General features: G+C 65.9%; 2 protein-coding genes. Both read left to right on the top strand.

Going from position 1 to position 24,600, the window contains the following annotated elements:
- The first annotated feature begins 292 nt into the window (after window positions 1-292).
- On the top strand, window positions 293-13,204 hold the full coding sequence (locus C9383_RS24550; protein ID WP_090370357.1) for a non-ribosomal peptide synthetase: 12,912 nt from the start codon (window positions 293-295) through the stop codon (window positions 13,202-13,204).
- Entirely contained in the window at window positions 13,201-24,546 is an 11,346-nt protein-coding gene (locus C9383_RS24545) for a non-ribosomal peptide synthetase (RefSeq protein ID WP_090370359.1), read from the top strand. Before C9383_RS24550 ends, C9383_RS24545 begins: the two co-directional genes overlap by 4 nt.
- Window positions 24,547-24,600 lie beyond the last annotated feature (54 nt).

Here is a 24,600-nt window from a genome sequence, read left to right as displayed (position 1 = left end):
AAAGTGACCCGCCGTAAGGGCGGAACCAATATCAGCCGTTACCGCAGCAACGGATATGTACCCGATCCTGTAGATACCCAAGTCCCGCCTAGAGCGGCGCAAGTCCGCCCGTGTCCCCACTTCCCATGTCACCCCCCACCCGCCAAACCCCTTAACGTCCCAGACCAGCCGGAAGCCCCCCAGGCCCCCTGGCTGCGCCCGCTATTTTCCCAGGGCGCGCAGCGCACCCGATTCAAGCGGCAGCTGAAAACGGACTTTCTTCTCAACCGTGACTTATCAGGCAGGTTACCCCATGCAGTTCAGCGAATTATTGGCAGCGATTTCCACCCATGCGATCCGTCTGCAAACTGAAGAGGGCGACCTGATCATCCTGGGCGACGACGAAGCCCTGAGCGACGCGCTGTGGGATCAACTGATCGCCCACAAGCCCGCACTGCTGGCACTGGTGGCCGAGCACGGCGGTGACTGGCTGAGCCCGGCTTACCGCATCACCCCGGCCATGCTGCCGCTGGTCAACCTCGACCAGGCCGCCATCGACCGTATCGTCGCCGCAATCCCGGGTGGCGCGGCGAATGTGCAAGACATCTACCCCCTGGCGCCGCTCCAGGAAGGCATGCTCTACCACCACCTTTCGGCCGAGCAAGGCGACCCCTACGTGCTGCACGCGCAGTTTGTGTTCGATAACCGCGCACGGCTGGAGGCTTTCGCCGAAGCCTTGCAATGGGTGATCGACCGCCACGACATCCTGCGCACCTCGATGGTCTGGGAGCGCCTCGACGAACCGCTGCAAGTGGTGTGGCGCAAGGCGCCGCTGGTATGCGAAGACATCCGCTGCGACGGCGGCGATGCGCTGGCCCAGTTGCAGGCGCGTTATGACGCGCGCACTTACCGCATGGACCTGGGCCAGGCGCCGCTGTTGCGGCTGGTCTTCGCAGACGACCCGGCCAACCAGCGGGTCGTGGCAATGCTGCTGTTCCACCACACCATCCTCGACCACACCGCCCTCGACGGGGTGCGCCATGAACTCCAGCTGTACCTGGTCGGCGAGCACGCCCAGGCCGGCGAGCCGGTGCCGTTTCGCAGCTACATCGCCCAGGTACGCCAGGGCGTCAGTGAGCAGGCTCACGAAACGTTTTTCCGCGAGATGCTGGCCGATATCGACGCGCCGACGTTGCCGTTCGGCTTGCAGAATGTGCAAGGCGATGGCCACGGCGTCGATGAAGCGCGTATCCCCGTCGACAGCGGCCTGAGCCGGCGCCTGCGGACCTTGGCACGCCCGTTGGGGGTGAGCATGGCGAGCCTGCTGCACCTGGCCCTGGCCCGTGTGCTGGGCGTGGTGTCCGGCCGTGAGGCGGTGGTGTTCGGCACGGTGATGCTCGGTCGCATGGACGCGGGCGAAGGTGGTGAACGCGCCTTGGGCATGTTCATCAATACCTTGCCGTTGCGCGTGGACGTGGGCGAGCAGGGCATCCGCGCCGGGGTCAGGGCGACCCATGCGCGCCTCACCACCTTGCTCGATCATGAACATGCCTCCCTGGCACTGGCGCAACGTTGCAGCGGCGTCGCCGCGCCGACGCCGCTGTTCAGTGCGATGCTTAACTACCGTCACAGCGCCGCCACCGATATGGCCGCCGTCATCGAGGTCGCCCCCGGCATCCAGGTGTTGGGCGCCGAGGAGCGCACCAACTACCCGCTGACGGTCAACGTCGATGACCTGGGCGAAGACCTTGCACTGAGCGTGATCGTCGAGGCCTCCATCGGCGCAGGCCGAGTGGCCGGCTACCTGCATACGGCCCTCGAAAGCCTGGCCGATGCGTTGGAGCAGCGACCGGATATGCCGCTCAGCGGCCTGAACATACTGCCCGACGCCGAACGCCAGACCCTCCTGCACGGCCTCAACCAAAGCCCCACGCATTATGCCGATAACGCCCTGATCCACCAGCAAGTCGAAGCCCATGCCGCCGCCCACCCCGAGGCGGTCGCGCTGCGTTTCGATCACCGGCGTCTGACCTACCGTCAACTCAATGAACGCGCCAACCAGGTGGCTCACCGCCTGCTGGCCCAAGGTGTGCGCCCCGACGACCGCGTGGCGATCTGCGTTGAGCGTGGCCTGGAAATGATCATCGGCCTGCTGGGCATTCTCAAGGCCGGTGCCGGTTATGTGCCCATCGATCCGGCTTACCCGCTGGAACGTATCGCCTTCACCTTGCACGACAGCGAGCCGGTGGCCGTGCTGGTGCAGGCCAACACCGCGCACTTGGTCGGCGAGCTGACGCAGATCGATCTCAACCACCTGGGCCAGGAATCCATCGTCAACCCGCGACTGGCGTTGAGCCCGGCCAACCTGGCCTACGTGATCTACACCTCCGGTTCCACCGGCTTGCCCAAGGGCGTGATGATCGAACACCGCCAGGTGGCGCGGTTGTTCACGGCCACCGAGCACTGGTTTGGCTTCAATAGCAACGATGTGTGGGCGTTGTTTCACTCCTTTGCCTTCGACTTCTCGGTGTGGGAGATCTGGGGCGCGTTGATGCACGGCGGCCAGTTGTTGATCGTGCCGCAACTGGTCAGCCGCTCGCCGGATGAGTGCTACACGCTGCTCTGCGAGGCGGGCGTGAGCATCCTCAACCAGACGCCCAGCGCGTTCCGGCAGTTGATCGCCGCCCAAGGCCGCAGCCCCGCAGCGCATTCCCTGCGCCAGGTGATTTTTGGCGGTGAAGCCCTGGAGCCAGGCTTGCTCAAGCCGTGGTATGCCCGCGCAATCAACGCCGGCACGCAACTGGTCAACATGTATGGCATCACCGAAACCACCGTGCACGTGACCTATCGCGCCTTGCAGGCGGCGGATGCCCAGTTGGTGGGTGTCAGCCCGATTGGCGTGCGTATTCCCGACTTGCAGTTGTACGTGCTCGATGCGGCTCGCGAGCCGTTGCCGTTTGGCGTGGCCGGCGAGTTGTACGTCGGCGGTGCCGGTGTCGCGCGTGGTTACTTGAACCGACCGGCGCTGAACGCCGAACGCTTCCTCACCGACCCGGTTACCGGCCAGCGCCTGTACAAGACCGGTGACCTGGGTCGCCTGCTGGCCGACGGCAGCGTTGAATATCTGGGGCGTAACGACGACCAGGTGAAGATCCGTGGTTTCCGCATCGAACTGGGCGAAATCGAAGCGCGCCTGGCCACCGCCGACGGCGTGCGTGACGCCGTGGTGATTGCCCGCGAGGATGAACCGGGCGACAAACGTCTGGTGGCCTATGTGATTGCCGACGGCGAACTCAGCACCGCCGCCTTGCGCGATCATCTACTGCGCAGCCTGGCTGACTACATGGTGCCCAGCGCCTTCGTACGGCTGGACCAGTTGCCGCTCACCCCCAACGGCAAGCTCGACCGCAAGGCGTTGCCTGCCCCGGATACCGATGCGCTGGTGCGCCGTGGTTATGCCGCCCCGCAGGGCGCGGTGGAAACCACCATCGCCGGCCTCTGGCAAGAGCTGCTCAAGCTCGACCGAGTGGGGCGTGACGATAACTTCTTCGAGCTGGGCGGGCACTCGTTGCTGGCGGTCAAGTTGATCGAACGCATGCGCCAGGCCGACCTCAGTGCCGATGTGCGCGTGCTGTTCGGCCAGCCCACCCTGGCTGCGTTGGCGGCAGCGGTGGGCGGTCAGCGGGAGGTCCAGGTCCCGGCCAACCTCATCAGCGCAACCTGCGAACAGATCACGCCGCAGATGCTGCCGTTGGTAGAGCTGGACCAGGCGGCGATCGACCACATCATCGCCAGCGTGCCCGGCGGCCTTGGCAACGTGCAGGACATCTACGGCCTGGCCCCGCTGCAAGCCGGCATCCTCTACCACCACCTGGCAACCACCGAGGGCGATCCCTACGTGTTGCAGGTGCAGTTGCGCTTCACCGACCAGGCCGCAGTGGACGCGTTCGTCCAGGCGCTGCACCGCGTGATCGAACGCAATGACATCCTGCGCACCGGCATTCTCTGGGAGGGCCTGGAGGAACCGGTGCAAGTGGTGCTGCGCCAGGCGCCGCTGGCCGTCGAGCGCCTGGAAAGCCCGGGCCAGGATGCGTTGGCGCAACTGCAGCAGCGCTTTGACCCGCGCCACTATCGCCTCGACCTGTCGCGCGCCTCACTGATGCGCTTTGCCTATGCCCAGGCGCCGGACGGGTTGGTCGGCATCCTGTTGTTGCACCACATCCTGCTCGACCACACCGCGCTGCAAGTGCTGGTACAGGAGATGAGCGCCAGCCTGTCCGGTGATGACGCGCACTTGCCGGAACCGGTGCAGTACCGCAATTACGTGGCCCAGGCGCGCCTCGGCGTGACCCAGGCGCAGCACGAAGCCTTCTTCAGCGACATGCTCGGCGATCTCGATGAGCCCACCCTGGCGTTCGGCCTGCAGGACGTGAACGGCGACGGCAGCGGCATCCTCGAAGCCCACTTGCCCCTGGAGCCGTCGCTTAGCCAGGGCCTGCGCGAGCAGGCGCGGCAGCTGGGCGTGAGCACTGCCAGCCTGGTGCACCTGGCCTGGGCGCAGGTGCTGGGCCAGGTGTCCGGCCAGCAGGAGGTGGTGTTCGGCACCGTGTTGCTGGGCCGTATGCAGGGCGGCGAGGGCGCCGACCGCGCACTGGGGATGTTCATCAATACCTTGCCGCTGCGGGTCAGCCTCGGCACTGTCGGCGTACAGGCCGGGGTGCGCGCCACCCATGCGCGGCTGGCGCAATTGCTCGGGCATGAGCACGCCTCGTTGTCCCTGGCCCAGCGTTGCAGCGGTGTGCCGGGTTCATTGCCGTTGTTCAGCACGCTGCTCAACTACCGCCACAGCGCGCCGGATGAAGCCCCGGGCGACAGCCCGTTCACCGCTGCGGGCATTCAAATCCTCAGTTCCGAAGAGCGCAGCAACTACCCCCTGGTCCTCAATGTCGATGACTTGGGCAGCGGGTTCGCGCTCACCGTGCAAGGCGTGGCCAGCCTGGATGTGCAACGTGTGGGCAAATACATGCTCACCGCATTGCGCCATCTGGTCAGCGCCTTGCAGCAAGCGCCGACCACGCCGTTGCAGGCGGTGTCGATCCTGCCGCCCGCCGAGCGTCATCAACTGCTGGTGACGTTCAACGCCACCCACCGCGAATACCCGTCGCAACTGACCGTGCAGCAACTGTTCGAAGCCCAGGCGCTGGCCCGGCCGGAGGCGGTAGCGGCCGTGCACGGCGCGTTGTCGCTGAGTTACCGTGACCTTAACCGGCGCGCCAACCGCCTGGCCCATCACTTGCTCCAGCAAGGCGTGCAGCCCGGCGAAAGCGTGGCGATTGCCCTGCCGCGCTCCCTCGATCTGTTGGTGTGTCAGTTGGCGATCCTCAAGTGCGCGGCGGTGTATGTGCCGCTGGACATCAACGCCCCGGTGGACCGCCAGGCGTACATGGTGCAGGACAGCGGCGCACATCGGGTGCTCACGACCCTGGCCGACCTGAATCTGGAGGCGCAGTCAGCGCGCAATCCGGACCTGGCGCAAAGCTCGGAAAGCGTGGCGTACATCCTCTACACCTCCGGCTCCACCGGCGCCCCGAAGGGTGTGCAAGTGCCGCACCGCGCCATCTCGCGCCTGGTGCTCAACAACGGTTATGCCGATTTCAACGAGCGCGACCGCGTGGCCTTCGCTTCCAACCCGGCGTTCGATGCGAGCACCCTCGATGTGTGGGCACCGTTGCTCAATGGCGGTTGCGTGGTGGTGGTCGACCAGGCCGTGCTGCTGTCCCAGGCGGCGTTCGCCGCATTGCTGCAGGAGCAGGCCGTCAGTGTGTTGTGGATGACCGCCGGGCTGTTCCATCAGTACGCCGATGCGCTGATGCCGGTGTTGCCTCAGTTGCGTTACCTGATCGTCGGTGGCGACGTCCTCGACCCGCTGGTGATCGGCCGCGTGCTCCGGCACGGCAAGCCCCGGCACCTGCTTAACGGCTACGGGCCGACCGAAGCCACCACGTTCTCCACCATCCACGAGATCACTGCGGTGGGCGAGGGCGGCATCCCCATCGGCCGGCCAATCGCGAATGCCCAGGCCTATGTGCTCGACGCCCGTCAACAACCGCTGCCGCTGGGCGTGGTCGGTGAGCTGTATATCGGCGGTGCGGGTGTGGCCAAGGGGTACTTGAACCAGCCGCAACTGACCGCCGAAAAATTCATCGCCAACCCCTTTGGTGACGGCCTGCTGTACCGCACCGGCGACCTGGCAAGCTGGCAGGCCGACGGCACGTTGCTCTACCAGGGGCGCAATGACCTGCAATTGAAGATTCGCGGCTTCCGTATCGAACCGGGCGAAATCGAGACGTGCCTGGCCACGTTTGCCGGGGTCAAGGACGCCGTGGTGCTGGCCCGCGAAGACCAGCCTGGCGACAAGCGCCTGGTGGCGTACTACACCGGCGAGGCGGCGTTGCCGATTGAAGCATTGCGCGCTCACCTGCAAGCGCGTTTGCCGGATTACATGGTGCCTTCGGCCTATGTCTGGCTCGCGCTGTTGCCCCTGACCGCCAACGGCAAGCTGGATCGCAAGGGCTTGCCGGCTCCGGACCAGAGCGCGCTGCTCAGCCGTGGCTACGAAGCGCCGGAAGGCGAAGTGGAAACCCTGCTGGCGCAGATCTGGCAGGACGTGCTCAAGCTGGAACGCGTGGGGCGTCACGACCATTTCTTCGAGCTGGGCGGGCATTCGTTGCTCGCCGTCAGCCTGATCGAACGCATGCGCCAGGTGGGCCTGAGCGCCGATGTGCGCGTGCTGTTCAGCCAGCCGAGCCTGGCCGCGTTGGCGGCGGCGGTCGGCAGCGGCCGTGAGGTCGTGGTGCCTGCCAACGGTATCCCGGCGGGTTGCACGCACATCGAGCCGGCGATGCTGAGCCTGGTGCAACTCGATCAGGCGGCGATCGAGCGGATCGTCGCCAGCGTCCCGGGGGGCGCGGCGAATGTGCAGGATATCTACCCGCTGGCACCGCTGCAGGAAGGCATCCTTTATCACCACATCAGCGCCGAGCAGGGCGATCCCTACCTGTTGCAGTCGCGCATGGCGTTCGACAGCCTCGAGCGCTTGCAAAGCTTCATGGGCGCGCTGCAACAGGTGGTTGCGCGCCACGATATCTTGCGCACGGGCGTGGTCTGGGAAGGCTTGGACAGCCCGGTGCAGGTTGTGTGGCGCGACGCCCAGCTAGTGGTGCAGGAAGTCACCCTGGACCCGGCGGACGGTAGTGTCATCGAACAACTGCACGCGCGTTTCGACGCCCGCCACTACCGCCTGGACATCACCCAGGCGCCGCTGCTGCGCATGGTCTATGCGCAGGACCCGAACCATCAGCGAGTCGCGGCGATCCTGCTGTTCCACCACCTGGCGCTGGACCATACCGCCATGGCCGTGGTCGGCCAGGAAATGCGCGCCTGCCTGCTCGACCAGGCCGATGCATTGCCTGCGCCGTCGCCGTTTCGCAACTATGTGGCCCAGGCACGCCTGGGGGTGAGCGTGGCGGAACATGAACAGTTCTTCCGCGAAATGCTCGCCGATGTCGATGAACCGACCTTGCCCTTTGGCGTGCAGGATGTGCAGGGCGACGGGCGGGATATCGAAGAAGCCGAGCAACCGCTGGAGGCAGCCCTGGCGCTGCGGGTACGTGAGCAGGCGCGCCTGCTGGGCGTCAGCGCGGCGAGCCTGATGCACCTGGCCTGGGCGCAGGTGCTGGGGCTGGTGTCTGGGCGCGACGACGTGGTGTTCGGCACCGTGTTGATGGGCCGCATGCAGGCCGGCGACGGTGCCGACCGTGCGCTGGGCATGTTCATCAATACCTTGCCGCTGCGGGTCAATGTAGCCGCCGGCGCGGCGGTGGCGGTCAAGGCCACCCATGCGCGCTTGAGTGCATTGCTCGGCCACGAACATGCGTCGCTGGCCCTGGCGCAACGTTGCAGCGGCGTGGCGGCGGCCATGCCGCTGTTCAGCGCGCTGCTCAATTACCGGCATAGCACGCCTGACGAAATGGCCCGCGACGGCCAGGGCATCTGGCAAGGCGTGCAATTGTTGGGCGGTGAAGAACGCAGCAACTACCCACTGACCTTGAGTGTCGATGATCTGGGAACAGGCTTTGCCCTGAGCGTGCTGGCGCTGCCGCAGATCGGCGCCCAGCGCCTGTGCGGCTACATGCACGCCGCCATCGAGCAACTGGTCGCGACCCTGGAAAGCGGCACCACCACCGCGCTCAATCAGCTGTCGATCCTGCCGGCGGCGGAGCGCGAAACCCTGCTGCGCGAGTTCAACAACACTGCAGTGGATTTCCCCACCGGGCACACCGTGCATGGCGCCTTTGAAGCCCAGGTCGAGCGCCAGCCCAACGCGATTGCCGTGCAGCAAGAGGAGGAGTCGCTGACCTATCAGCAACTCAATCAACGCGCCAACCAGTTGGCTCATTACCTGCTGCAACAGGGTGTGCAGCCGGATGACCGCGTGGCGCTGTGCTGCCGTCGCGGCCCGCAGATGCTGGTCGGGTTGCTGGGCATTCTCAAGGCCGGCGCCGGCTATGTGCCCATCGACCCGGCGTACCCCGCCGAGCGTATCGCCTACCTGTTGCAGGACAGCGCCCCGGTGGCGGTGCTGGCCGAAGCCGGCACCCGTGACCTGCTCGGTGCGGTGCCCACCGTGGACCTGCAGGGCGACCGTTGGCAGCACCACCCCGTCAGCAACCCGCAACTGCCGACCCTGACCCCCGCGCACCTGGCCTACGTGATCTACACCTCCGGCTCCACCGGCCAGCCCAAGGGCGTGATGGTGGAACACCGCACCGTGGAAAACCTGGTGCACTGGCATTGCGAAGCCTTCGGCCTGGATGCGCGCAGCCACACCAGCAGTGTCGCCGGTTTCGGCTTTGATGCGATGGCCTGGGAAGTCTGGCCGGCCCTCTGCGCCGGCGCGACCCTGCACCTGCCGCCGGCCCGAATGGGTAATGAGAACATCGACGCACTGCTCGACTGGTGGCTGGCGCAGCCGCTGGATGTGAGCTTCCTGCCCACGCCCGTGGCTGAGTACGCCTTCAGCCAGAACCTGCTGCACCCGACGTTGCGCATCCTGCTGATCGGTGGCGACCGCCTGCGCCAGTTCACCCAGGAGCGACGCTTTGCAGTGATCAATAACTACGGCCCCACCGAAGCCACGGTGGTCGCCACTTCCGGCCGCGTGCGCGCCGGGCAGGTGCTGCATATCGGCAGGCCGATCGCCAATGCCCACACCTACCTGCTCGATGCGCAGTTGCGCCCGGTGCCGGTCGGTGTGGTCGGTGAGTTGTATGTGGGCGGTTGCGGTGTGGCGCGAGGCTATCTGAACCGCGCGGACCTGACCGCCGAGCGTTTCCTGCAAGACCCGTTCAACCCTGGGCGCATGTACCGCACCGGCGACCTGGCGCGCTGGTTGCCCGACGGCAATCTCGAGTACCTGGGCCGTAACGACGACCAGGTGAAAGTACGCGGCGTACGCGTTGAACTGGGCGAAATCGAAAGCCGCCTGGCCGCCTTGCCTGGCATTGACGAAGCGGTGGTGCTGGTGCGTGACGCTCGCCTGGTGGCCTGGTTCACCGCGCAGCAAGCGCCGGCCATCGAGACGCTGCGCGAGCAACTGCAAGCGCAACTGCCGGACGCACTGGTGCCGGTCGCCTACGTCAAGCTCGACGCGTGGCCCCTGACCGCCAACGGCAAGCTGGACCGCAAGGCCCTGCCGGAGCCCGATCAGGCTGCGTTGCTCAGCCGCGACTACGAGGCGCCCCAGGGCGATGTGGAAACCACCCTGGCGCGGATCTGGGCCGAGGTGCTGCAAGTGGAGCGCGTCGGGCGCCATGACCACTTCTTTGAGCTGGGCGGGCATTCGTTGCTGGCCGTCAGCCTGATCGAACGCATGCGCCAGGTCGGCCTGAGCGCCGACGTGCGCGTATTGTTCAGTCAGCCGACGTTGGCCGCCCTGGCCGGCGCCGTGGGCAGTGGCCGCGAAGTGCAGGTGCCGCCCAACCGGATTGCCGCCGATTGCGCGCGCATTACCCCGGATATGCTGACCCTGGTCGACCTCGATCAATCGACCCTCGATCAGGTGGTCAACCAGGTGCCCGGTGGCGCGGCCAATGTGCAGGATATCTACCCGCTGGCGCCGTTGCAGGAAGGCATGCTGTATCACTACCTCAGCGCCGAGCAGGGCGACCCATACCTGCTGCAATCGCACCTGGCCTTTGATTGCCTCGAGCGCCTGCAAGCCTTTGCCCAGGCGCTGCAACAGGTGATCGACCGTCACGATATCCTGCGCACCGGCGTGGTCTGGGAGGGCCTGGTGCAGCCGCTGCAAGTGGTATGGCGCCGTGCCGAGTTGCCGCTGGAAGAGTTGCAGTTGGACGGCGATGTGTTGGCGGCGCTGTACGCACACTCCGATGCCCGCCGCTATCGCCTGGATATCCGCCAAGCCCCGCTGATTCGTTTGATGTTCGCCCAGGACCCGGCCAACCAACGCGTAGTCGCGGCGTTGCTGTATCACCACATTGCGCTGGACCACACCGCGTTCGACGTGGTGCTGCGCGAAATGCAGGGCCATTTGCTCGGTCACGCCGCGCCAACCGTCGCCCCCATGCCGTACCGCAACTACGTGGCTCAGGCGCGCCTGGGCGTCAGCGAACAGGAGCACGAAGCGTTCTTCCGCGAGATGCTCGGCGATATTGACGAGCCGACCTTGCCGTTTGGCTTGCAGGATGTGCGCGGCGACGGCCGTGAGATCGATGAACACTGCCTGCGCCTGGACAGCGAGCTCAACCGCCGCCTGCGCGCCCAAGCCAGGTTGCTTGGCGTGAGCAGCGCAAGCCTGTTCCACCTGGCCTGGGGCCAAGTGCTGGCGGCTACGTCGGGCCGCCACAGCGTGGTGTTCGGCACGGTGCTGGTCGGGCGCATGCAAGGCGGCGAGGGCGCCGACAGGGCGCTCGGGGTGTTTATCAATACCTTGCCGCTGCGCCTGGATATCGATGCGCAAGGCGCCCGTATGGCCGTGCGGGCCACCCATGCGCGGCTGACCGCGTTGCTCGGGCATGAACATGCGTCCCTGGCCCTGGCCCAGCGTTGCAGTGGGGTGGCGGCACCGGCGCCGTTGTTCAGCTCGATGCTCAACTATCGCCATCGCGGCGCCGCTACGCGTGCCGCCGAGGCACAGCAGGCGTGGGAAGGCATGCAGACGCTGGTCAACGATGGGCGCACCAACTACCCGCTGACGTTGAACGTGGATGACCTGGGCGATGGCTACGACGTCACCGCCCTGGCGCAGTTCGATGCGCAGCGCGTGTGCGGTTATATGCAGACGGCCCTGGCGGGCCTGGTTGACGCCTTGGAGCAGGCACCGCACCAGGCGCTCAATCGTCTGCCGGTCCTGGGCCACGACGAGCGCCAGAAACTGCTGGTGGCGTTCAACGCCACCGATGTCAGCTACAACCTCGACCAGACCCTGCACGGTCTGTTCGAGGCGCAGGTGGCGAAAACGCCGAATGCGCCGGCGGTCAAGGCCGCTGAGCAGCAACTGAGCTACGCAGAGCTTAATGAACGTGCCAACCGCCTGGCCCATCACCTGCGGGAACTCGGAGTAGAGCCGGATTCACACGTGGGTATCTGCGTCGAGCGGGGCCTGGACATGGTGGTCGGCCTGCTGGCCATCCTCAAGGCCGGTGGCGCCTACGTGCCGCTGGACCCGGCGTACCCGTTGGAGCGCATCGCCTACATGCTGCAAGACAGCGCGCCGGTGGTGGTGCTGGCGCAAGGTGGCACCCGCACGTTGCTGGGCGACGTGCCGCTGCTTGATCTGGATTCGGTCACCTGGCAGCACCAGCCCGCCACCAACCCCCAGGTGCCGGGCCTGAGCGCCCGGCACTCGGCCTATGTGATCTACACCTCGGGTTCCACGGGCCAGCCCAAAGGCGTGATCAATGAACACGCGGGCGTGGTCAACCGGTTGTTGTGGATGCAGGACGCCTATGGCCTCAAGGCCGATGACTCGGTGTTGCAGAAAACCCCGTTCAGCTTCGACGTGTCGGTGTGGGAATTCTTCTGGCCGCTGTTGAGCGGTGCGCGCCTGGTCATGGCGCGCCCGGGTGGGCACAAAGACCCGGCGTACCTGTGCGACGTGATCGAGGCCGAACACATCACCACCTTGCACTTTGTACCGTCGATGCTCGATGTGTTTCTGGCCCATGGCGATGTTGGCCAGGCCAGCGGGCTGGTGCGGGTGATGTGCAGTGGCGAAGCGTTGCCGGGCAGCCTGGTGCGGCGCTTCAAGCAGCAGTTGCCGGGGAGCGGCCTGTACAACCTGTATGGCCCGACAGAAGCGGCGGTGGACGTGACGGCCTGGAACTGCGCACGCCCCGAGGTACCGGACAACACGCCGATCGGCAAACCCATCGCCAACACCCGCATGTATGTGCTGGATGCGCAGTTGCAGCCGGTGCCGCTGGGCGTGGTCGGTGAGTTGTTCATCGGTGGGGTGCAAGTGGCGCGGGGTTACCTGAACCGCCCGGAACTGACCGCCGAGCGTTTCCTCGACGACCCGTTCACCCAAGGGCGCCTGTATCGCACCGGGGACGTGGGTCGCTATATGCCCGACGGCAATATCGAGTACCTGGGCCGTAACGATGACCAGGTGAAGATCCGTGGCCTGCGCATTGAACTGGGCGAAATCCAGGCGCGCCTGCTGGAGCACGCGCAGGTCAATGAAGCGGCGGTAGTAGCCCGCGAAGAGCGGCTGATCGCCTACTACACCGGCGTGCACACCGACATCGAAACACTGCGCGCGCATCTGTTGCAGCACCTGCCGGACTTCATGGTGCCCGCCCTGTTCGTGCACCTCGACGCGCTGCCGCTGAGCCCCAACGGCAAGCTTGACCGCAAGGCGTTGCCGCTGCCGGGCATGGAGGCATTGATCGTGCGCGAATACCAGGCGCCGCAAGGTCACACCGAGACCCTGCTGGCCCGGCTGTGGGCCGAGCTGCTTGGCGTGGAGCGGGTAGGGCGCCACGACAATTTCTTTGAACTGGGCGGGCATTCGCTGCTCGCCGTGAGCTTGATCGGGCGCTTGCGCCAGGAAGGCATGGAAGCCGATGTGCGGGCGCTGTTCGAACAGCCGACCCTGGCGGGCTACGCCGCCGTCATCGAACAAATGGAGATCGTCCTGTGAGCATCCTCGAACTATTGGCGACGCTGCAAACCAAGGGTGTCCAATTGGCGCTCAAGGGTGAGCAGTTGTCGGTGCAAGGCAATAAACAAGCGTTGCAAGACCCGGCGCTGCTGGCCGCGTTGCGCGAACACAAACCGGCGCTGATCGAGTTGATCAAGGGCGGCGAATACTCGGCGACCAAGGCCGGTGAAGTAACGGTGCCGGCCAATGGCATCCCGCTGGATGCCGAGCGCATCACCCCGGCGATGTTGAGCCTGTCGACGCTGAGCCAGGAGGAGATCGACGGCCTCGTCGCCACGGTCGATGGCGGTGTCGCGAATATCCAGGACATCTACCCGTTGGCGCCGCTGCAGGAAGGCATCCTGTTCCATCACGTCAGCGCCGAGCACGGTGACCCGTATGTGATGCAGTCGCAGTTCGCCTTCGACAGCCTTGAGCGTTTCGACGCGTTTGCCCAGGCCCTGCAGGCCGTCATGGACCGGCACGACATCCTGCGTACCAGCGTGGTCTGGGAAGGTTTGCGCGAGCCCTCGCAAGTGGTCTGGCGCCAGGCTCGCCTGCCGGTGCAGGCCCTTGAACTGGACCCCGCCGATGGCGACATCGCGGCGCAACTGCACGGGCTGTTCGACGTTCGTCACTATCGCCTCGACGTGACCCGGGCGCCGTTGCTGCGCCTGGTGCGCGCCGATGACCCGGTGAATGCGCGGATTGTCGCCACCTTGCTGTTTCACCACATGGCTCTGGACCACAGCGCCCTTGAAGTGGTCTGCCATGAACTGCAGGCGTGCCTGTTGGGGCAGGGCGCGGCGCTCGGTCAGCCGGTGCCGTTTCGCAACTATGTGGCTCAGGCGCGACTGGGTGTCAGCGAGCAGGAGCACGAGGCGTTCTTCCGCCAGATGCTCGGCGATATCAGCGAGCCGACCTTGCCGTTCGGCTTGCAGGATGTACAGGGCGATGCCCGTGGCATCACTGAAGTCAGCCTGCCGCTGTCGCCGCAGCTGGGGCAGCGCCTGCGTGCACAGGCACGGCTGTTGGCGGTGAGCGCCGCCAGCCTGTTCCATATGGGCTGGGCACAGGTGCTGGGCGTGCTCGCCGGCAAGCGGCAGGTGGTATTCGGCACGGTCTTGATGGGCCGTATGCAAGGCAGTCATGACACCGAGCGTGCGCTGGGAATCTTCATCAACACCTTGCCGTTTCGCGTGGACGTGGATGACCAGGACGTGCGTGCCGGGGTCAAGACCACGCACGTGCGCCTGACCACCTTGCTGCGCCATGAACATGCGGCGCTTGCCCTGGCGCAGCGTTGCAGTGGGGTGGTGGCACCGACGCCGTTGTTCAGCGCCTTGCTCAACTACCGTCACAGCGCGTCGGCCGCCAGTGAGCAGGCGTTATCGGCCTGGGCGGGCATCACCGCGCTCAGCGCCGAGGAGCGCACCAACTACCCGTTGACCTTGAGCGTGGATGACTTCGGCGAAGGCTTTGGCCTGAGCCTGCTGGCCAGCACCCAAGTGGACCCGCAACGCGTCTGCGCCTACCTGCAAACCGCCCTGGAAAACCTGGTGACGGCGCTGGAGCAGGCGCCCCACACGGCGCTCAACCAGATCGCGGTGCTGCCCGCCGGCGAACGACAGTTGCTGCTGGAACAGTTCAACGCGACCCAGGTCGACTTCCCCCAGGGCACCTCGGTGCACGCGCGCATCGAGGCCCAGGCCGCGCTCACGCCCGACGCCATTGCCGCCGTGCACCAAGGCCGACAACGCACCTATGCCGAGTTGAACCAGCAAGCCAACCTGCTGGCTCATCACCTGATCGCGCTGGGCGTGCAGCCCGACGACCGCGTGGCCATCGTCGCCCGCCGTGGCCTGGACACCCTGGCCGGGTTGCTGGCGATCCTCAAGGCAGGGGCCTGCTATGTGCCGGTGGACCCCTCCCACCCGGCCGAGCGCCTGAACTACCTGCTGAGCGACAGCGCCCCGGTGGCGGTACTGACCCAGCAGGCGTTGCTCGAGCGTCTGCCGGTGCTGGACGTGCCGGTGATCAACCTGGATCGCTACACCTGGCAGCACCACTCGGCGAATAATCCCAAGACCGGCGTCACGCCGTCGAACCTGGCGTACGTGATCTACACCTCCGGTTCCACCGGCCTGCCCAAGGGCGTGATGGTGGAACACCACACCGTGACCAACCTGGTGGACTGGCATTGCCACGCCTTTGATCTGTGTGCCGGGCGCCATACCGCCAGCGTGGCCGGGTTCGGCTTTGACGCGATGGCCTGGGAAGTGTGGCCGGCACTGTGTGTGGGCGCGACCCTGCACTTGGCACCGACCCAGGAGGGCGGTGAAGACATCGACGCCTTGCTGGCGTGGTGGGCCGCGCAACCTCTGGATGTAGGCTTCCTGCCGACACCGGTGGCCGAGTATGCCTTCAGCCAACAGATCGAACACCCGACGCTGCGCACCCTGTTGATCGGCGGCGACCGCCTGCGCCAGTTTGCGCGGGCGCAGCGCTTTGCATTGATCAACAACTATGGCCCCACCGAAGCCACGGTGGTTGCCACTTCCGGCAAGGTCGAAGTGGGGCAGCCGCTGCATATCGGCAAACCCATCGCCAATGCCACGGTGTACGTGCTGGACGAACAACAACGCCCGGTGCCCCTGGGCGTGGCAGGCGAATTGTATGTGGGCGGCAAGGGGGTGGCGCGCGGTTACCTGAACCGCCCGGAACTGACTGCAGAACGCTTCCTGCAAGACCCGTTCAACGGCGGGCGCATGTACCGCAGCGGCGACCTGGTGCGTTGGCTGCCGGACGGCAACCTCGAGTACCTGGGGCGTAACGACGACCAGGTGAAAATCCGCGGCATGCGCATCGAGTTGGGCGAGATCGAAACCCAGCTCAACCAACTGCCCGGCATCCTCGAAGCCGTGGTGCTGGTGCGTGACGAGCGGCTGGTGGCTTATTTCACTGAGAAGCCGCAGTTGGACCCGCTGACGGTGGCGGGCATCCGCGCCCATCTGGTGGCGCACCTGCCGGACTACATGGTGCCGGTGGCCTTCGTGAAACTCGACGCGTTGCCGCTGACCGCCAACGGCAAGCTCGACCGCAAGGCCCTGCCGGCGCCGGACATGGCGGCGGTGTTTAGCCGTGAATACGCGGCGCCCCAAGGCGAAATCGAAACCCAGCTGGCGCAGATCTGGGCCGATGTGCTGCAGGTCGAGCGCGTGGGGCGGCACGACCATTTCTTCGAACTGGGCGGGCACTCGTTGCTGGCCATGCGCATGGTGTCCCAGGTACGCCAGCGCCTGGGCGTGGAGCTGTTGCTGGGGGACTTGTTTGCCAACGCCGAACTTGCCGCCGTCAGCGACGTGTTGGCCCAGGCCGGCCGCAGCACCTTGCCGGACATCCTCCCGGCCAACCGCGATGAACACATCCCGCTGTCCTTCGCCCAGCAGCGCCTGTGGTTCCTGGCGCTGATGGAAGGCGCCAACACCGCCTACAACATCCCCATTGGCCTGCGCCTGCGCGGGCAGTTGCACGTAGAGGCGTTGCAGCGCGCACTGGCACGCATCGTTGCGCGGCATGAAACCCTGCGCAGCCGTTTCGCCCAGCACGGTGACGAAGCCCAAGTGCTGGTGGTTCCGGCCGAGGAGATGCTGCCCCTGCAAGTACAGGACCTGCGCCGCCACCCGCAACCGCAGCAGGCGCTGGATGCGCTGATCCAGGGCGAAGCGTCGGCGCCGTTCGACCTGGAGCGTGGCCCGTTGCTGCGCGGACGCCTGGTGGTGATGGCCGACGATCACCATGTGTTGCTGTTGACCCTGCACCACATCGTTTCCGATGGCTGGTCGATGGGCGTGCTGACCCGTGAGCTGATGGCGCTGTACCGGGCGTTCAGCCACGGCCAGCCAGACCCGTTGCCGCCGCTGCCGATCCAGTACGGCGACTTTGCCGTGTGGCAGCGCCTGTGGTTGAGCGGTGAAGTGCTGCAACGCCAGAGCGCCTATTGGCAGCAGGCGCTGGACGGCGCCCCGGCCTTGCTCACGCTGCCCACCGATCGCCCGCGCCCGGCGCAACAGGACTACGCCGGCAACAGCGTCGCCGTGCGCCTGGATGAACGCCTCACGGCCGGGCTCAAGGCTTTGAGCCAGCGGCATGGCACCACGCTGTACATGACCTTGATGGCGGCCTGGGCGTCCTTGTTGGCGCGGTTGTCCGGGCAGCAGGACCTGGTGATCGGCTCGCCGGTGGCCAACCGCACGCGCAGCGAGGTGGAAGGGCTGATCGGGCTGTTCGTCAACACCCTGGCGGTGCGCATCGATACCTCGGGTGAGTTGAGCACCGAGGCCCTGCTGGCGCGGGTCAAGCGCCTGACGCTGGCGGCCCAGGCCCATCAGGACCTGCCGTTCGAACAAGTGGTGGAGATTACCCGCCCGGTGCGCAGCCTGGCGCACAGCCCGCTGTTCCAGACCCTGCTGACCTGGCAGGACAGCAGCGCCCCGGCCCTGGCGCTGGGTGACCTGGCGTTGGAGAGCATTGTGGAGAACAGCCACTTTGCCAAGTTCGATCTGTCCCTGGACCTGGGAGAGGTGCAGGGCACTTTGATCGGATCGCTGGAATACGCCGTGGCGCTGTTCGATGAGTCGACAATCGAGCGTTACGTCGGCTATTTCAAGCGGGTCTTGCAGGCCATGGTCGATAACGACCAGGCCGTGCTGGAACATGCACCGCTGCTGGATGAGCGCGAGCGCCAGCACCTGCTGTTCGACTTCAACGCCACGCAGGTCGATTACAACCTCGACCAGACCCTGCATGGGTTGTTCGAGGCTCAGGTCGAGCGTTCACCGCACGCCGTGGCCGTCAAGGCCGGGGATCGGCAGTTGACCTACGCCGAACTCAATGCACAAGCCAATCGGTTGGCCCATCACCTGATGGCGTTGGGCGTGCAACCGGGCGCGCGGGTCGCTATCTGCGTGGAGCGCGGCCTGGAAATGGTGGTCGGCCTGTACGCGATTCTCAAGGCCGGTGCCGGCTATGTACCGTTGGACCCGGCCTACCCGCTGGAGCGCATCGCCTACATGCTCAAGGACAGCGCGCCTTGGGTCGTGCTGGCCCAGGACACGACGCATACCTTGCTCGGCCAGGTGCCGGTGGTCGACCTGGACCGCCCGACCTGGCAGCACCTGTCGGCCGAGAATCCCCAGGTAGCCAGCCAGACCGCGTATGTGATCTACACCTCCGGCTCCACCGGCCAGCCCAAGGGCGTGATCAACGAGCACGCGGGGGTGGTCAATCGCCTGTTGTGGATGCAGGACGAATACGGGCTGACTGCCGATGATACGGTGCTGCAGAAAACCCCGTTCAGTTTCGATGTGTCGGTGTGGGAGTTCTTCTGGCCGCTGTTGAGCGGTGCGCGCCTGGTCATGGCGCGCCCGGGCGGGCACAAAGACCCGGCCTACCTGTGCGAGGTGATCGAGGCCGAACGCGTCACCACCCTGCACTTTGTGCCGTCGATGCTCGAGGTGTTCCTCGCTCATGACGATCTGAGCCAGGCCGCTGCGCTGGTGCGGGTGATGTGCAGTGGCGAAGCCTTGCCGGGCAGCCTGGTGCGCCGCTTCAAGCAGCAGTTGCCGGGGATCGCCCTGTACAACCTGTATGGCCCGACAGAAGCGGCGGTGGATGTGACGGCGTGGAATTGCGCCGGGCCGCTGACCCCGGACAACACGCCGATCGGCAAGCCGATTGCCAATACCCGCATGTACCTGCTGGATGCGCAGTTGCAGCCGGTACCGCTGGGCGTGGTCGGTGAATTGTTCATCGGCGGTGTGCAAGTGGCACGGGGTTATCTGAACCGCCCGGAACTGACCGCCGAGCGTTTCCTCGACGACCCGTTCACCCACGGGCGCCTGTATCGCACCGGGGACGTGGGCCGCTATTTGCCCGACGGCAATATCGAGTACCTGGGCCGTAACGATGACCAGGTGAAGATCCGTGGCCTGCGGATCGAACTGGGGGAAATCCAGGCGCGACTGCTGGAACATGCCCAGGTCAACGAAGCGGCGGTTGTAGCGCGTGAAGACCGGCTGATCGCCTATTACACCGGCGTGCCGACTGCGGTCGAAGCACTGCGCGCCCACCTCCTGCACCACCTGCCGGAATTTATGGTCCCGGCTGTCTTCGTACATCTTGAGGCCTTGCCGCTGAGCCCCAACGGCAAGCTCGACCGCAAGGCACTGCCGGCACCGGATGTGGATGCGCTGGGGAGGCGCGAATACGAAGCGCCCCAGGGCGACACGGAAATCAGCCTGGCCAGCCTGTGGGCCGAGCTGCTCAATGTGGAGCGCGTAGGCCGTCACGACAACTTCTTCGAGTTGGGCGGGCACTCGTTGCTGGCGGTCAGCCTGATGGGGCGCATGCGCCGCCTGGGGTTGTCGGCGGACGTGAAGGTGCTGTTCGGCCAACCGACGCTGGCGGGTCTGGCGGCGGCGTTGGGCGGCGGGCGCGAAGTGGCGGTGCCGGCCAATCGGATTACCGCGGATTGCACCCGGATCACCCCGGATATGCTGCCGTTGATCCAGCTCGATCAACCGGCCATCGACCGGATCGTCGCCTGCATCCCGGGGGGCGTGGCGAATGTGCAGGATATCTACGCGCTGGCGCCGTTGCAGGCCGGAATGCTGTATCAGCATCGTGCGACGCAGGGCGCTGACGCTTATGTGCTTCAGGCGCAATTCGGCTTTGACAGCCAGGCGCGCCTGGACGCCTTTACCCAGGCGTTGCAGGCGGTGATCCAGCGGCATGACGTGCTGCGCTCATCGTTCCACTGGGACGGCCTGGAGGAGCCGGTGCAAGTGGTGTGGCGCAACGCGGTGTTGCGGGTTGAAACCGGGCCGCTGCCGCAGCGTCTGGACCTGGGCCAGGCACCGTTGATGCGCCTGGTGTGCGCCGAGGCGGCGCAAGGGCTGGTCGCCACGCTGTTGTTCCACCACTTGGTCATGGACCACGTCGCCCTGGACATCCTGCAACAGGAGCTGCAAGCCTTTTTGCTGGGGGCTTCGGACACCTTGGGAGAGGCCGTTCCGTATCGCAACTATGTAGCCCAGACGCTGGCCCAGACCCGACCGGGTGGGGACGATCACGAAGGCTTTTTCCGCGAGATGCTCAGTGAGATCGATGAGCCGACGCAAGTCGAGCCGCTGGGGCCTGATGAGTCGGTGCAGGTGGCAATAGACCCGTCACTCAGCCAGCGCCTGCGCAGCCAGGCGCGTCTGTCGGGTGTCAGCGCAGCGAGCCTGATGCACCTGGCCTGGGCTCATGTGTTGGGCAAGGTGGCGGGGCGTGAGCAGGTGGTGTTCGGCACGGTGATGCTCGGCCGCCTGCAAGGTGGCGAAGGCGCCGAGCGGGCCATGGGCGTATTTATCAATACCCTGCCGCTGCGCGTCGACCTCGGTGAACACGCGGTGCGTGATGCCCTGCGCGCCACCCACGCACGCCTGAGCCAACTGCTCAGCCATGAACACGCACCGCTGGCCGTGGCGCAACGTTGCAGCGGTGTGCCGGTGGGAACGCCGCTGTTCAACGTGCTGTTCAACTACCGCCACAGTGCGCCGCACGCCACTGGAGTGGCCGAGGCGTGGCAAGGCATTCAATTGCTCAAGGCGCAGGAGCACACCAACTATGCGCTGTCGCTGAGTGTGGATGACCTGGGCGACGGTTTCAGCCTCAAGGCCATGGGGCCGGGTGCCCGACGCCTGTGTGCCTACCTGAAGGTCGCCCTTGAGCACATCGTGCAGGCGCTGGAGCAGGGCAGCGCTATCGCCATCGGGCGCTTGCCGATTCTGCCCGACGTCGAGCAACAGCAGTTGCTGGGCTTCAACGCGACCACTCGGGCGTACCCGCGTGAACACACGGTGCAGCGCCTGTTCGAAGCCCAGGCCCAGGCACGACCGGATGCCGTGGCGGCACGGCATGGCGAACACGGCTTGAGCTACGCTGACTTGAACACCCGCGCCAACCGCCTGGCCCATCATTTGTTGGGGCTGGGCGTGCAGCCGGGCGAGCCTGTGGCGATGCTGTTGCCGCGTTCGCTGGACCTGCTGGTCTGCCAATTGGCGATCCTCAAATGCGCGGCCGCCTACGTGCCGCTGGACCTCAACGCGCCGGCCGAGCGCCAGGACTTCATGCTGCAAGACAGCGGCGCGACCTGGCTGTTGACTCGCAGCGATACGCGCCCCGTGCATTCGGCGCAGCGGCTGGATCTGGACACCCTGGTTCTCGACCCGCAACCGAGCCATAACCCGGCCCTGTCGCAGGCGTCGGACAGCGTGGCGTACATCATGTACACCTCGGGCTCCACCGGCGCGCCCAAAGGCGTTCTGGTGCCGCATCGCGGCATTACCCGGCTGGTGCTCAACAATGGCTATGCCGACTTCAATGCCAGTGACCGCGTGGCCTTTGCCTCCAACCCGGCCTTCGACGCCAGTACCATGGATGTGTGGGGCGCCTTGCTCAACGGCGGCCAGGTGCAGGTGATCGACCATGCCACCTTGCTCGACCCGGCCGCGTTCGGCGCGGCGTTGGCAGGCGCCACGGTGCTGTTCGTGACCACGGCGCTGTTCAACCAGTATGTGCAGATGATCCCGGACGCATTGGCCGGTTTGCGCATCCTGCTGTGTGGCGGCGAGCGGGCCGACCCGGCCGCCTTCCGCACGTTGCTGGCACGGGCACCGGCCGTGCGCCTGGTGCATTGCTATGGGCCGACCGAAACCACCACCTACGCCACCACGCATGAAGTGCGTGCGCTGGCGCCAAGCGCCGACAGCGTGCCGATTGGCGGGCCGATTGCCAATACCCAGGTCTATGTGCTGGATGCGCAACTGCAAGCGCTGCCGTTGGGGGTGAGCGGCGAAATCTGCATCGGCGGCGACGGCGTGGCCAAGGGGTATTTGAACCGGCCCGAGCTGACTGCCGAGAAGTTTGTCGATGACCCGTTCAACCCGGGCAACCTGATGTACCGCACCGGCGACCTCGGCCGCTGGACGGCGGACGGCCTGCTGGAGTGCATCGGACGCAATGACGACCAGGTGAAGATCCGCGGTTTCCGCATCGAGCTGGGTGAGATCGAAGCGCGCCTGGCCGCCTGCACCGGCGTCCGGGAGGCGGTGGTGCTGGCGCGTGAGGACGTACCGGGCGACAAGCGTCTGGTCGCGTATTTCACCTGGGCCGGCGAACCGGTCGGCGTCGACGCGGTGCGTGCCTGCCTGCAAGGCCAGTTGCCGGCGTACATGGTCCCGTCGGCCTATGTTCCCTTGGCGCAGTTGCCGTTGACCGCCAATGGCAAGGTCGACCGTAAAGCCTTGCCGATACCTGACAGGGAGGCGCTGGCCCAGCGCGATTTCGAAGCCCCGATGGACGCTTTGGAGCAAACCTTGGCGCCACTCTGGGCCGAGGTGCTGAAACTTGAGCAGGTGGGGCGGCATGACAGCTTCTTCGAGTTGGGTGGGCATTCGCTGTTGGCGATCCGCCTGGTCAAGCTGATGGAGGAGGCCGGTTTGCCGGTGTCCCTGGCCGAGCTGTTCCAGCATGCCAGCGTGGCCTCCGTGGCGGCGATGCTGCGCGAGCGTGCCGATGAGCCGGTGCGTGAGACGTCGGTGGTCACGGTGCGCAGCGGCGGTTCGCAGCCGCCGCTGTTCCTGGTGCACGAGTTCAGCGGCATGGACGTGTACTTCCCGGCGCTGGGCCAGCATCTGCCCGGCGATTACCCCATCTATGGCCTGCCGGGCGTGCCCCTCGGCGAGCCGCACTTGAACACCATGGAAGGGTTGGCGGCGCGCCTGGTCGGTCTGATTCGCGGCCTCCAGCCCCATGGGCCGTACCGGATCGCCGGTTGGTCGTTTGGCGGGGTGCTGGCCTATGAAGTCGCCATGCAACTGCTGGGTCTGGACGAGTCGGTCGCGTTTCTCGGGCTGATCGACAGCTACGTGCCGCGCATGACCGACCAAGGCAAGGCGCGCTGGAGCGGTACGGACGCGCTCAAGCGCCACTTGCTGTTGCAGTGCAGCGCCTATTGGAAAGCCCAGGGAGGTATCAATGAGTTGGCGAGTATTGAGCAATTGGAGGCAGGCCTTGGACAGCTGGACTTTGCGGGCCTGCTGCAACGCTGTCGCGATCAAGGTCTGCTATACGCGCAAATGGCGGCGGCGACGGACACCGACCTCTTGAATTTCATCGAGCGGGAAGTCGGGCATGGACATGCGTTGGCGCATTACAGCCTGTTCCCGCTGCCGCTGGCGGTGCATCTGTTCAGTGCCGAGGAACGGCCTACCGAGCTGTCGCGACGCAGTGAGTCGCTGGGCTGGAGCGACGCGCTGGCGCCGGGGCAACTGCGCCGCATCGAAGTGCCGGGGGATCACCAGAGCATGATGCAAGCGCCACATATCCAGGCGTTGGGCCGCGCGCTGAACGAGGCATTGGCAACGGGGACGCCGGTCAAGGAGGTCGCGCATCAACCGTTGCTGCGCATTCAAAGCGGCCGCGCAGGGCACGCCCCGATCTTTTGTGTGCCGGGGGCGGGTGACAGCGTCACCGGCTTCGTCGGCTTGAGTGAGGCACTGGGGCGTGACTGGCCGCTGTATGGCTTGCAACCCCGTGGCCTCGACGGCGAAGCGGTGCCCCACAGCCAAGTGGAAGCGGCGGCGCAGTGTTACCTGGCTGCGTTGGAGCACGAGTGCCCGCAGGGGCCGGTGCATCTGATCGGGCATTCGTTTGGTGGCTGGGTCGCGCTGGAAATGGCGCTGCGCTTGCAGGCTGCGGGGCGTGAAGTGGCGTCATTGACTGTGATCGACAGTGAGTCGCCGGGTGGCAACGGTGTGATAGGGCGGCCATATACCTCGACGGCGGCGCTGCTGCGCTTGATCGAGTCCATGCAGGTGTCGGCCGGCAAGTCGCTGGGCATCGATCCGCCGGACTTTGCCCTGCGCGATGAAGTGGCCCAGCGGCAGGCGTTGCATGCGGGGATGGTACGCGTGGGGTTGCTGCCTGCCCGCGCTGCGGTGGATGCGATGGTGGGGCCTGCGCGTACCTATGCGGCGGCGTTGCGCACGGTGTATCGGCCGGCGCGGCCGTATCGCGGGGTGGTGCGCCTGGTGTTGGCACGCGACGCGACCCTGGATATGGCGGGCAATCAGCGTGAGCAGGGGTTGATGATTGAAGGCTGGCGGCGCCAAGGCAGTGGGCTGGAGGTGGGGTATGGCGAGGGGAATCATTTCACCTTGCTTAAAGCGCCGAATGTTCAGGGAGTGGCGCAGTGGTGGCTTGAGCGTTTGGTGATTGGGGAGGTGGTGTCTTGAAGGCCATGCAACGCGCCCATTTTTAACTGTCCCGCTTTAGAACGGACCTCATCA

Origin of the sequence: Pseudomonas palleroniana, from assembly GCF_003031675.1 — a bacterium.
Lineage (GTDB): Bacteria > Pseudomonadota > Gammaproteobacteria > Pseudomonadales > Pseudomonadaceae > Aquipseudomonas > Aquipseudomonas palleroniana.
This window is presented reverse-complemented; position numbering and strand designations above follow the sequence as displayed.